The organism is Pseudonocardia xinjiangensis (assembly GCF_012911925.1).
Classification (GTDB): domain Bacteria; phylum Actinomycetota; class Actinomycetes; order Mycobacteriales; family Pseudonocardiaceae; genus Pseudonocardia; species Pseudonocardia xinjiangensis.
Genome location: NZ_JAAXKY010000054.1, coordinates 30,886 through 42,590, shown reverse-complemented (window position 1 = coordinate 42,590; position 11,705 = coordinate 30,886). Strand labels below are relative to the sequence as shown.

General features: G+C 72.9%; 11 protein-coding genes, 1 other RNA gene and 1 pseudogene. 8 read left to right on the top strand and 5 right to left on the bottom strand.

Translation table 11 applies throughout. The annotated features are described in order from the left end of the window. Positions 1–222: 222 nt before the first annotated feature. Entirely contained in the window at positions 223–882 is a 660-nt protein-coding gene (locus HF577_RS17705; RefSeq protein ID WP_169396981.1) for a GNAT family N-acetyltransferase, read from the bottom strand. 95 nt (positions 883–977) lie between these two features. On the opposite strand from HF577_RS17705, the gene HF577_RS17700 reads away from it, so the two are divergent. Continuing rightward, positions 978–1,904 carry a GNAT family N-acetyltransferase gene (locus HF577_RS17700; RefSeq protein ID WP_169396980.1) on the top strand — a complete coding sequence of 309 codons (927 nt, stop codon included), beginning with the start codon at positions 978–980 and terminating at the stop codon, positions 1,902–1,904. 182 nt (positions 1,905–2,086) lie between these two features. On the opposite strand, the gene HF577_RS17695 is transcribed toward HF577_RS17700, so the two are convergent. After that, positions 2,087–2,914, bottom strand: coding sequence for a fructosamine kinase family protein (locus HF577_RS17695; protein WP_169396979.1), 828 nt, complete (start codon positions 2,912–2,914; stop codon positions 2,087–2,089). Further along, positions 2,911–3,390 carry a low molecular weight protein-tyrosine-phosphatase gene (locus HF577_RS17690; RefSeq protein WP_169396978.1) on the bottom strand — a complete coding sequence of 160 codons (480 nt, stop codon included), beginning with the start codon at positions 3,388–3,390 and terminating at the stop codon, positions 2,911–2,913. The genes HF577_RS17695 and HF577_RS17690 overlap by 4 nt, the downstream gene beginning before the upstream one ends. Before the next feature lie 104 nt (positions 3,391–3,494). Between HF577_RS17690 and cobC the strand changes: the two genes are divergently transcribed. From cobC to HF577_RS40195, 4 genes and pseudogenes are all read left to right on the top strand, one after another. Then, a complete protein-coding gene (gene cobC, locus HF577_RS17685; RefSeq protein ID WP_169396977.1) occupies positions 3,495–4,574 on the top strand; it encodes an Rv2231c family pyridoxal phosphate-dependent protein CobC in 1,080 nt (359 codons plus the stop codon). After that, positions 4,571–5,761 carry a Nif3-like dinuclear metal center hexameric protein gene (locus tag HF577_RS17680; RefSeq protein ID WP_169396976.1) on the top strand — a complete coding sequence of 397 codons (1,191 nt, stop codon included), beginning with the start codon at positions 4,571–4,573 and terminating at the stop codon, positions 5,759–5,761. Before cobC ends, HF577_RS17680 begins: the two co-directional genes overlap by 4 nt. Beyond that, positions 5,758–6,495, top strand: coding sequence for a zinc ribbon domain-containing protein (locus tag HF577_RS17675; RefSeq protein WP_169396975.1), 738 nt, complete (start codon positions 5,758–5,760; stop codon positions 6,493–6,495). The genes HF577_RS17680 and HF577_RS17675 overlap by 4 nt, the downstream gene beginning before the upstream one ends. Next, positions 6,492–7,591: pseudogene (locus tag HF577_RS40195) on the top strand (bifunctional RNase H/acid phosphatase). Before HF577_RS17675 ends, HF577_RS40195 begins: the two are co-directional and overlap by 4 nt. Positions 7,592–7,602: 11 nt before the next feature. On the opposite strand, the gene HF577_RS17665 reads toward HF577_RS40195, so the two are convergent. Then, entirely contained in the window at positions 7,603–8,394 is a 792-nt protein-coding gene (locus HF577_RS17665) for a class I SAM-dependent methyltransferase (protein WP_312859201.1), read from the bottom strand. Positions 8,395–8,482: 88 nt separating this feature from the next. On the opposite strand from HF577_RS17665, the gene rnpB reads away from it, so the two are divergent. Together rnpB and HF577_RS17655 are read left to right on the top strand one after the other, a co-directional pair. After that, positions 8,483–8,902, top strand: an RNA gene (rnpB, locus tag HF577_RS17660) — RNase P RNA component class A. 243 nt (positions 8,903–9,145) lie between these two features. Further along, positions 9,146–9,541, top strand: coding sequence for a PPOX class F420-dependent oxidoreductase (locus tag HF577_RS17655; RefSeq protein WP_169396974.1), 396 nt, complete (start codon positions 9,146–9,148; stop codon positions 9,539–9,541). Between the two features lie 30 nt (positions 9,542–9,571). Here HF577_RS17655 and HF577_RS17650 read toward each other — a convergent pair whose 3' ends face one another. Next, positions 9,572–10,465, bottom strand: a complete 894-nt coding sequence (locus tag HF577_RS17650; protein ID WP_169396973.1) for a LysR family transcriptional regulator — start codon at positions 10,463–10,465, stop codon at positions 9,572–9,574. Between the two features lie 83 nt (positions 10,466–10,548). Here HF577_RS17650 and HF577_RS17645 point away from each other — a divergent pair, with 83 nt between their 5' ends. After that, the gene (locus HF577_RS17645) at positions 10,549–11,517 is read left to right on the top strand and encodes a TIGR03618 family F420-dependent PPOX class oxidoreductase (protein WP_169396972.1); all 969 of its coding nucleotides are present in this window, start codon (positions 10,549–10,551) and stop codon (positions 11,515–11,517) included. Positions 11,518–11,705 lie beyond the last annotated feature (188 nt).

The following is an 11,705-nucleotide window of genomic DNA, read 5'->3' as shown; positions in this document are numbered from 1 at the left end:
CCCCACCCCCGCGAGTCGCCCGAACCGGACCCGCGAGTCGCCCGAACCGGACCCGCGAGTCGCCCGAACCGGACCCGCGAGTCGCCCGTTTCCCGTGCGCGAGTCGCCCGAACCGGCCCCGCGAGTCGCCCGTTTCCCGTGCGCGAGTCGCCCGAACCGGCCCCGCGAGTCGCCCCGTTCCGCCGCGCGAGTCGCCGTTTTCCGTGCGCGAGTCGCCCCGCTTCATCCCGGTTCGATCCCGAGCACCGACCAGCCGCGGTCCGCGAACCCGGCGGCCGTGGCGACGCTCGCCGAGGCCAGGTTGCCGGGCGCGTGCAGGTAGGTGGGGACGGCGCCCTCGTCGAGGACGCGGCGCGCGGCCTGCGCCACCAGCCGGCGGGCCAGGCCCCGGCCCCGGGCGGCCTCGGCCGTCACCACCGCGAGCTCGTGACCGTACGCGTCGTGCCGTTTGATCCCGACGCCGGCGAGGTGGACGCCGCTGGGCGGGTCGACGGCGACCAGCACCTCGCCGGCGAACGGCCGCAGCCACAGGGGGACCGACGGCGCGTCGGCGGCGATCCACTCGCCGGCGTCGGGCAGCGCGGCGGGCGAGGTGGTCCAGCGGAACACGCCGGTGAACCACCTGCCGGCGAGCCCGGCTGTCGCGGGGATCTGCGTCAGGTCCGCGCCGTCGTCCACGAGCGCCGCGACGGCGGCCACGGCGTGCGGCGGCACCGAGAGCACGCCGGCTTCGGGCGTCGACACCCCCACCACGGCATGCACCGTGCCGTCCCAGGCCGGCTCGCGGCGCCGTCGGGAGCCGACGACCGTGAGGCCGGGGCCGGTACCCGGCCACCGCCCGAGCCAGCTGGACAGGTGCGCGGTCAGGCGTGGGTCGGACACACCGGAGTAGACCATGCGCGACCAGACGGCCGGACAACACCGAACGGGCTAACCCCGGCGATCCGTTCGGAGTAGCCAGAGGGCATCCTGCCGCCATGGAGATCGAGGTGCGGGCCCTCGGCGAGGACGATGTGGAGGGTGCCGACCGCATCCTGCGCACCGCGTTCGGAGCGTTCCTCAACATCGACATGAACGACGACACCGACGTGATCGGCACGCGCTTCCGTGCGTCGCACACCGTCGCGCTCGCCGCGGTCGTCGACGGGACCCTCGCCGGTTCCGCACTGGTGACGCTGTGGGGCAGCGTGGGCTATCTCGGTCCGGTGTCCGTGACGCCGTCGCTGTGGAACTCCGGCGTCGGCAGCCGGCTCGTGCAAGCGGCCACGGAAGTCCTCGACGCGGGGGACGCGACCCACCAGGGCCTTTTCACATTCCCCGAGAGTCCCAGGCACCACTGGCTGTACCACAAGTTCGGGTTCTGGCCGCGGTTCCTCACGGTGATCATGTCGCGCCCGGTGGCAGGGGAGGCGCCCGAGCTGGGGTGGCGGATGTCGGCCGCCCCGGCCGACCGGCGGGAGGCACTGCTGGACGCGTGTGCCGCGGTGACCGACCCGATCATGCCGGGCCTGGACGTCCGCGGCGAGATCATGGCCGTGCTCGACCAGGGTCTCGGCGAGGTCGTGCTCGTCGGCGAGCCGGACGCGCCGCGCGGGTTCGCCGTCTGCCACACGGGGCCGGGCACGGAGGCGGGCAGCGGGAGGGTCTACGTGAAGTTCGCCGCCGTGCGTCCCGGGCCGCACGTGGCGGACGTGTTCGCGGCCCTGCTCGCCGCCTGCCACGGCTTCGCCGCCGGGGTCGGTGCCCGCAAGCTCGTCCTCGGGGTGAGCACCGCCCGCCACGAGGTGTACCGACACCTTCTGGCCACCGGGTTCCGCGTCGACACCGCGGGCGTCACCATGCACCGGCCGAACGTGCCCGGCTACGCCCGCGAGGACGTCTACCTGCTGGATGACTGGCGCTGACCGGGCCGCCCGCCCCACCTGCGAGTCACGCACAGATCCGGCGACTCGCGGGCGGAATGCGGGCGACTCGCGGGCGGAGAACGGGCGACTCGCGGGCAGAAAACGGGCGACTCGCGGGGCAGAGGCGGGCGACTCGCGGGGCGGAGGGCCGTCGCCGCCCCGCCCCGCTGCGATGCTGCTCGTCAGTCCGCTCTCAGCGCGGCACGTGCTGCCTCTGCGGTTCGGGCGGCGTAGCCCCGGCCGAACAGCACCGTATGCACGAGCAGGGGGAAGAGCTGGTGCAACGGGACGCGCTGGGCCCAGCCGTCGGCGAGGGGGGCCGTCCGGTCGTAGGCCCGCAGCACGGTGTCGAGGTGGGGGCACCCGAACAGCGCCAGCATGGCGAGGTCGGTCTCGCGGTGCCCGCCGTGGGCGGCGGGGTCGATCAGCCACGCGCCTGCGGGGGACCAGAGCACGTTGCCCGACCACAGGTCGCCGTGCAGCCGGGCAGGCGGTTCGGCCGGTCCGGCCAGCGCGGGGAGCCGATCGCACACGAGTTCGACGACGGCGGCCTCGTCACGGGTGAGGTCCCCGGCGTCGGTCGCGGTGCGCAGGTAGGGGAGCAGCCGGTCGGCGGCGTACCACTCGGGCCAGCTCGGGGCCGGCTCGTTGCGCATCGGCGCGTGTCCGATCCAGGCCGCTGACGGTCCGTCCGGCGGCGCGGCGCCGAAGGCGGGAGCCCCGGCCGCGTGCAGCCGGGCCAGCCCGCTGCCCAGGGCCGCCGCGGCGGCGGAGTCGGGTGCGCCGGGCGGGACGAACTCCGTGACCAGCCGCTCCGGGTCCACGTCCAGCACCGCGGGCACGGGCGTCGCACCAGCCACCCGCAGCCAGCTCAGGCCGGCCGCCTCGGCGCGCAGGGCGCTCGCCTCCGCCTTCTTGACGACGACCGTGCGCCCGTCGGCGAGCTCCACCCGCTCGGCACCGCCGCCGAGCGGAGCGCCGGCCCGCACTGCGACGCCGAGGACGGTCATCGCCGGCTGCGGACCCAGTCGACGAGACCCGGCATCGCCGCCCGGATCATGGTGAGCACCTCGGTGAACCCCTCGACGCCGCCGTAGTAGGGGTCGGGTACCTCGGCATCGTCCGGGGCGTCGGGGTCGAAGGAGCGCAACAGCCGTACCCGGTCGGGCTCGGAGATCATCGCCCGCAACGCGCGGCGGTGGGACTGGTCGAGCGCGACGAGCAGGTCGGCCGACAGCTGCTCCGCGTCGATCTGCCGTGCGGTGTGCGTGTCCGGGTAGCCCTCGGCCCGCAGCAGTGCGGCGGCCCGGTCGTCGGCGGGGGAGCCGATGTGCCAGCCGCCGGTGCCCGCGCTGCTGACGCGCACGGCGTCGGCCAGGCCCGCGCGCTCCAGCTCGTGGACGAAGACCTTTTCGGCGATGGGGGAGCGACAGATGTTGCCGGTGCAGACGAAGACCACGGACAGGGGCGTGGGGGCGTCGCTCACCCCGCCAGTCTGCCGAGACGTTGGTCCCCGACGTCAACGGCCCCGGCTGCGCCCGAAGCGGCCGAGGGTCCGGCTCGCCGGGCCCGCCCCCGTAGGCTGCCGCGATGGATCTCGCGCGGGACGGAGCCGCAGCGGACGGTCTGGCGGACCTGCGTCACCACGGGGACGTCGAGGCCGAGCCCGGCCTGCTCGACTTCGCGGTGAACGTCCAGGGCGCCGGTCCGCCGTCGTGGCTGCGTGATCGGCTTGTCGCTGCGCTGCACGGGCTGGGTCGCTACCCGGCGGCCGCACACGACGCGCTGGCCCGGGAGGCGGTTGCGGCGCGGCACGGGCGCAGGGCCGAGGAGGTGCTGGTGCTCGCCGGGAGCGCGGAGGGCTTCGCGCTGCTGCCGGCGTTGCGTCCCCGGCTCGCCGCCGTGGTGCACCCGGGTTTCACCGAGCCCGAGGCTGTGCTGCGGGCCGCGGGGGTGCCGGTGGTGCGGGTGCTGACCAGCGAGTCCGACGGCCATCGGCTCCACCCCGGCGACGTCCCTCCCGACGCCGACCTGGTGGTGGTCGGCAACCCCACCAACCCGACGGGGGTGCTGCATCCCGTGGCCGACGTCCGGGCGTTGGCCGCGCCGGGCCGGGTGCTGCTGGTGGACGAGGCGTTCGCCGACGCGATCCCCGGCGAACCGGAGTCCCTCGCGGGCAACGGCGACGTGCCGGGCCTGCTCGTGTTCCGCAGTCTCACCAAGACCTGGGCGCTGGCGGGGCTGCGGGCGGGGTACGCCCTCGGTGAGCCCCGCCTGCTGGCCCGGCTCGCCGCGCCGCGCCCCCCGTGGCCGGTCTCGACGCCCGCACTGGAGGCCGTCATCGCCTGTTCCGAACCCGGCGCCGTCGCCGAGTCCCACCGGTCCGCCGAACGGCTGGCCGCCGCCCGTGCCGAGCAGGCCGAAGCCCTCGCCGCCGTCCCCGGCGTCACGGTGCTGCCGGGACGGGCGCCCTACCTGCTGCTCCGGCTGCCCGACGGGCGGGGCGAGCGGGTGCGCACCCTGCTGCGTGAGGCCGGCATCGCGGTGCGTCGCGGCGACACGTTCCCCGGCCTCGGGCCCGACCATGTCCGCGTGGCGGTCCGGCCGGCTCCCCAGGTCGCCCGGCTCGCCGCCGTCCTGGCCGAGACGCTCGTGGAGGTCGGCGCATGACGACCACCGTCGGCGACGTCATCGCCGCGCTGGAGAAGGCGTACCCACCGGCACTCGCGGCCGACTGGGACGCGGTCGGGCTCGTCTGTGGTGACCCCACCGAGCCCGTGTCCTCGGTGCTGTTCGCGGTGGATCCGGTGCCCGAGACCGTCGACGAGGCGATCGACGGCGCCGAGGGCGCGTCCCAGCTGCTCGTCACTCACCATCCGCTGCTGCTGCGCGGGGTGCACGGCGTGGGCGCGGACACCCCGAAGGGTGCGCTGCTGCACCGGCTGATCCGTTCGGGCACCGCGCTGTACACCGCGCACACGAACGCCGACTCCGCCGATCCCGGCGTCTCCGACGCGCTGGCGTCCGCGATCGGCCTGGAGGTCACGGGTCCGCTGGTCGGCGCCCCGGGCGAGCCACTCGACAAGATCGTCACGTTCATCCCGGTCGGCCCGGCCATCACCACGGTGCACGACGCGCTGTCCGCAGCCGGTGCCGGCCGGATCGGCAACTACAGCCACTGCTCGTTCGCCACCGCAGGCACGGGGCAGTTCAAGCCCCTCGACGGCGCGGATCCGACGATCGGGTCGGTCGGGAAGCTGGAGCGGGTAGCGGAGACGAGGCTGGAGATGGTGCTCCCGCGCGGGCGCCGGGCGGCCGTGGTCGCCGCGCTCCGGGCCTCGCACCCGTACGAGGAGCCCGCGTTCGACGTGTTCGAGCTCGCCGACCTACCCTCGGCCCAAGGGCTCGGCCGGATCGGCACGCTGCCCGCGGCCGAGCCGCTCGCGGCGTTCACCGAGCGCGTCGCGGCGGCGCTGCCGTCCACGGCGTGGGGAGTGCGGGCCGCGGGTGATCCGGAACGGCTGATCGAGCGGGTCGCGGTCTGCGGCGGGGCGGGGGACTCGGCGCTGGACGCGGCCGTCCGCGCGGGCATCGACGCCTACGTCACCGCCGATCTGCGCCACCATCCGGCGTCGGAGCACCTGCTGGCCGGGACACTCGCCGGGCGTCCCACCCCGGCCCTCGTCGACGTCGCACACTGGGCGTCGGAGTGGCCGTGGTGCGTGCAGGCGGCGGACGTGGTCCGCACGGCGCTTGCCGGTAGCGTCGAGGTTCGCGTTTCGCGCCGCTGCACGGATCCCTGGACGGTGGCGCCGACGACCGGAAGGCACGAAAAGATGGATGTGATGGCTGAGTGAAGGCCGACCCCGCCGTCCAACGGAAGCTGCTGGACCTCTCCGAGGTCGACGCCGAGCTCACCCGGCTCGCCCACCGCCGCCGCACCCTGCCCGAGCACGACGAGCTGACCCAGGCCGAGGCGGCGGTGCGCCAGGCCAAGGACAAGCTGGTCGAGGTGGAGACCGCCGCGGGCGACCTGGACCGCGACATCCGCCGCATCGAGCGTGACGTCGACGGGGTCCGGGCTCGCACCGAGCGCGACAACCAGATGCTCACCGGCGCCGGTATCGGCGCGAAGCAGGCCAGCGACCTGCAGCACGAGCTCGAGACGCTCGCCCGGCGGCAGAGCATCCTCGAGGACGAGCAGCTCGAGATCATGGAACAGCGCGAGGCCATCGGCGTCGACGTCGAGCACTCCCGGGAGGCGCTGGCCGCGGCCGAGCAGAAGCTCTCGGAGCTGGCCGAACGGCGCGACTCGGCGCTCGCCGACATCGACGCCGCGGAGGCCGGCAGGCGCCGCGCCCGCGAGGAGGCGCTCCCCGGCATCCCGGCCGACCTGCTCGCCGCCTACGACAAGCGGCGCGAGCAGCGGGGGGTCGGGGCGGCGCTGCTGCTGCAGCGGCGCTGTCAGGCGTGCCGGTTGGAGCTGGACCGCACCGCCATCTCCGAGCTGCGCGGCGCACCCGCCGACGAGGTGGTGCACTGCGAGGAGTGCGGCGTGATCCTCGTCCGGACGAAGGAGTCGGGTTTGTGAAGCTCATCGTCGAGGCCGACGGCGGCTCCCGCGGCAACCCGGGCCCGGCCGGGTACGGCGCCGTGGTGCTCGACGCGGACACCGAGGAAGTGCTCGCGGAACGCGCCGAGGGGCTGGGGATCAGCACCAACAACGTCGCGGAGTACCAGGGCCTCATCGCGGGGCTGCGGGCGGCGATCGAGCTGGGCGCCACCGAGGTGGAGGTCCGGATGGACTCCAAGCTGGTCGTCGAGCAGATGTCGGGACGGTGGCAGGTCAAGCACCCGGCGATGAAGCCGTTGGCGCTGGAGGCGGGCGGCCTCGTACGGGAGCTCGACTCGGTGCGGTTCGGGTGGGTGCCGCGTGCGCGCAACTCGCGGGCGGACGCCCTCGCCAACAGGGCCATGGACGAGCAGGCCGGAGTGACGCGGCAATGACCGAGCTGCCCTCCACGGTCGCCACCGCCCCGGCCTCCGCGTCGTGGACCGGTCAGGTCGGGGCCCCGTCCCGCCTGCTCCTGCTGCGGCACGGGCAGACCGCCCTGTCGGTCGAGCGCCGCTACTCCGGGCACGGTGACCCGGAACTGACCGACCTCGGCCGCCGGCAGGCCGCCGGTGCGGCCACCCGCCTCGCTGCCGTCCCCGGCGTCGCCGCCGTGCTCACCTCACCGCTGCTGCGGGCGCGCCAGACCGCCACCGCCGTGGCGGAGGCAACCGGTGCGCCGCTCGTCGTCCGGCAGGGCTTGATCGAGACCGACTTCGGCGACTGGGAGGGCCTGACGTTCGCCGAGGCCCGCGCCCGCGACCCCGAGCTGCACGCGGCGTGGCTCGGCTCCGAGGACGCGGCGCCGCCCGGCGGGGAGAGCTTCGCGGCCGTCGGCAGGCGGATCGAGACCGAACGTGCCGCCGTGGTGGACGAGTTCCCCGGATCCACGGTGGTGCTGGTGAGCCACGTGACGCCGATCAAGATGCTGCTGCGTGCCGCCCTGGAGGGCGGCCCCGGCATCCTCTACCGCCTGCACCTTGACCTGGCCGCACTGTCCATCGTGGACTTCTACCCCGACGGCGGCGCGAGCGTCCGGCTCGTGAACGACACCAACCACCACCCCGCGGCCTGACCACCCGCCGGTCAGCGGCGCTCACCGAGCAGGACGGCCACCCGGACGTCGTCGACGAAGTCACCCTTGGGTTGGGCCGACCTGAGCGCGTCCTCGACCTGCTGGGCGAAGGCGGGCCGGTCCTCCTTCCGCGGGAGCTGATGGGGCGACATCGCGGAGTAGAGGTTGCCGACGATCCACTCGATGTCGATCGCCTCGTGGTAGCCGAGCTCGGCGTGGCTCGTGGCGAACCCCGCGGTCTCCAGCTCCGTCCGGTAGCCCTCGCGCGTGACGTCGTCGGTGCCACATGTCGCGGTCAGTGGTCGTCCGAAGTGCTGCTCGAGGACGCCTCGCAACGCCCGGGACCAGGCGCTTGCCTGGAGCCAGATGGGCGTCCCGTTGGCGATCACCGCGACCCGTCCACCGGGAGGCAGCAGCTCGCGGAGGCCGGCGAAGAGCGTGGTGGAGTCCATGAGGTGGATCGCGCAGCTCACCGTCACGGCGGCGACGTGCGTGCCACCGAGCAGCCCTCCGAGGGTCGGGAGATCGGCGTCCGAACCGAGCACCCAGGACGCGGACCCCACCCCGTGCTCCCGTGCGGCCCGCCGGGCGTGGGCCAGCATGTCCGGCTCGGGGTCGACACCGACGACGTGCCGCACCCGGGACGCGAGCGGGATGGCGAGCTGCCCGGTCCCGCACCCGAGATCGACCACGACGTCCTCGGCTCCGACCCCGAGCTCACAGACCAGGAAGTCCGTCACCGGCGGCGGGTACCCCCGACGGAAGCGCGAGTAGTAGTCGGCAACCTCTCCGGCGAACGTCACGCGCCGAGCCTGCCCGCGCCCGCCGGTTCTGTCCGCGATGTCCGCTCGCGGTGAACGGTGGCGGGCCGAGTAGAGTTCGCAGCGCGGACGAGCTGGCCGGGCGGCCGCGGAGGTGGCCTTCGGGTCACCGCCGAGGAAAGTCCGGACTCCGTAGGGCAGGGTGGTTGTCAACGGCAACCCGGGGCGACCCGCGGGACAGTGCCACAGAGAACAGACCGCCTCGGCCCGGACGACAGTCCGGGAGCGAGGTAAGGGTGAAACGGTGGTGTAAGAGACCACCAGCACCCCGGGTGACCGGGGTGGCTCGGTAAACCCCACCCGGAGCAAGGTCAAAAGGCTCTCCAGCCTCAGGTACGGGGAGCTGCGCAGGCGTTCGAGGGCGGCCCGTCCGAGCCTGCGGGTAGACCGCTAGAGCCTGCCGGCGACGGCAGGCCCAGATGGATGGTCGCCGAACGGTGCGCCGCAAGGCGCCCGGGAACAGGATCCGGCTTACAGGCCAGCTCGTCCGCCCCCAGCCTGACCTGCCCAGATGGCACGGCTTCTCGCGTCCGGTCATCGGAGTCGGGCTGGCCCGGACGGCGCTGCACCGCCAGCTGCCGAAGGCAGCAGTCGATCATCGGCAGGCCGCCTCACCTCGCGCGAAGCCTCTCGAAGCTGACCGCCACGAGTTCACCCCGAGAGGTCGCTGGTCCCGTCTCCCGGCATCGCCCGCTGCGGGAATAGCGCCCAGCCGGCGCAAGTTCGCCGAGGCGTGGCGATCACTCTCCCGGCGGGCGTGCGCGCCCTGATCGACGGCCCGAATTTCGCGACGGTGGCGACGCTCGACCCGGACGGAGGTCCGCAGACGTCGGTCGTCTGGGTTGGCCTGGATGAAGGCGCCCTCGTGTTCAGTGCCACTGAGGACCGCCGCAAGGTTCGCAACTTGCGGCGGGATCCCCGCATCAGCGTGTCGATCACCGACGGGGCGAACCCGTATCGACACACCCAACTCCGGGGCACGGTGACGATCACTGAGGACCCGGACAAGACGCTGCCGAAGACACTGAGCCACAAGTACCTCGGCGAGGACCCACCCTCGGAGGGCTCGGAGGTTGAGCGGGTGATCGTTCGGCTCCACGTCGAGAAGGTCGCCGGCAACGTCCGGTGACCGGAACCGCACATCGGAGCTCGTCCGACGTCACATCTGCTTGGTCAGCTCGGTAGCGGCTTCGACGGCGATGTGGATGGCTCGGGTCGCGAGTGGTGATCGGGTGCGTCCGGCCGGCCAGTGCAGGTACATCTCGCGGGCGGGGGATGGGTGCAGTGGGTGGATGCTGAGCCGGTCGTCGGACGAGGCATCGGATCCGTGGAGAGCGAGCCATGGCAGCACCGCCGACCCGATGCCCGCCCGCACCATCGACAGGATGGTGTCGTGGCCGGCGGTCCGGAACACGATCCGTGGCTGTGCGCCGTAGCCGGCGAGCGTCCGCTCCAACCATCGCTGGTGATAGGTGGGCGGCCAGGCGACCATCGGAGCATCGTCGAGCAGCGTCACCGGCACTGGACCATCGGGGAACGCGCCGGCGCCGGCGACGAGGAGGTACGGCTCGTCGAGCAGCTTGACGTGCTCGACGTCGCCGCCGATCCGGCCGTCGTGGAACACCAGGTCGAGGTCTCCGACCTGCGGATCGTCCGGTTTCACCTCGGACAGCCTGATGTCGCAGCCGGGGTGCTCGTCCAGCAGCCTGCGCACGACGGCCGGCAGGATCAGGGTGGACACGCTCTGGAAGGTGCCGATGTCGATCCGGCCGCCACCCGCCCTGAAGCGGTCGACGGCGTCGGTCAGCGCCTCCGATCTGCTCAGTAGATCGCGGCCGTGGGTCAGCACCACCTCGCCGAGGGGAGTGATCCGTACCGGCCGGGGACCTCCGGGCCGGTCGAAGACGGGGCCACCGAGGGCCCGCTCCAGCGCGGCGATCTGCTGGCTCACCGACGACTGGGTGTAGCCGAGCCGGGCAGCTGCTCGCCCGAACGTTCCTTCCTCGGCGATGGCAGCCATGGTCCGCAGGTGGCGCAGCTCCACGTCGGCCATGAGCCTTAGCATAGGCGATGGCGATCAACTCGATCGGAAACAATCGCTTTTATTGATGCATCGGCGCCCATAGCGTCGTCGACATGACGACCGTCGGCACGCCGCGTCCCGAGCAGCTGTCCAGCCCTCGTGGTGCACCCCTGACGGCGCTGCATTGGGCGGACGTACGGACGCGGGTGGCCGAGGCGGGCGACTTTCTGCTCGCGATCACCGATCCGGATGGGCGGCCACACGTGGTGCCGGTGCTGGGTGTGTGGCTCGACGGAACGGTCTGTTTCGCCACCTTCCGGGAGTCCCGCAAGGCCCGCAACCTCGTGCGGAACAACGGATGCGCGGTCACGGTGCCCGGTCACGATGTCGACGTGGTTCTCGAAGGCGTCGCTCGTCTCGTGCGGAACGCAGCCCGACTCCAGAAGGTCGCGGACCTGTTTCCGGTCAAGTATCCGTGGTGGCATCCGTTCGTCAGAGATGGCGAGTTCTTCGATCCGGCCGACACCGCCCTCGACGATCCTCGGCACGTCTACGCAGTCGAGCCGGCGCAGGTGTTCGCATTCGGCAAGGAGAAAGGGTTCAGCGCCACCCGCTGGCGCTTCCAGAAGCGCACTTTCGAACGAAAGGAAAAGGCATCAATGGCAGCAATGACCGACGACGAATGGCGATCCTTCGTCGCAGCAGGAACACGGCTCGGGCACGTCGCTCTCGCCCGCGCCGACGGGCGGCCCCACGTCACCCCGGTCTGCTTCATCCTCGACGGCGATGAACTCGCCTTCGCCCTGTCGCCCGGGAGCGTCAAGGGCAGGAGCCTGGCCCGTGACCGGCGCGTCGCGGTCTGCGTCAGCGATGAGCGGCAGCCCTACAGCTTCGTGACCGTCGAAGGACATGCCCGAATCTCTGCCGAGCCGGACCAGGTCAAACACGTCGCCTCGGGCATCGCCGGCCGCTACTACCCCGCACTGCCCGCAGCGGACATCGCTGAGTCGTTCGTGCAGGAAGGCTTCACCGCCGTTCGCATCGGCATCACCACCGTCATCGCCCGATCCGGCCTCGGCTGACAGTCCCGCGCCGGCTCGCCGAGATCGTCGCCACCCTCGCCGGGCGCCGGCTCGTTCGTCCTAATCCTGCGGCGCGAAGCCGAGTTTCGGTGGAGCCGTGAATATTCACGTGCGGCTCTCGGGATTATCATTTCTGCGCTGCGTGCAATTTGGTGCGGTTTCCGTTTCGGTGGTGACTGTCCGCTGAA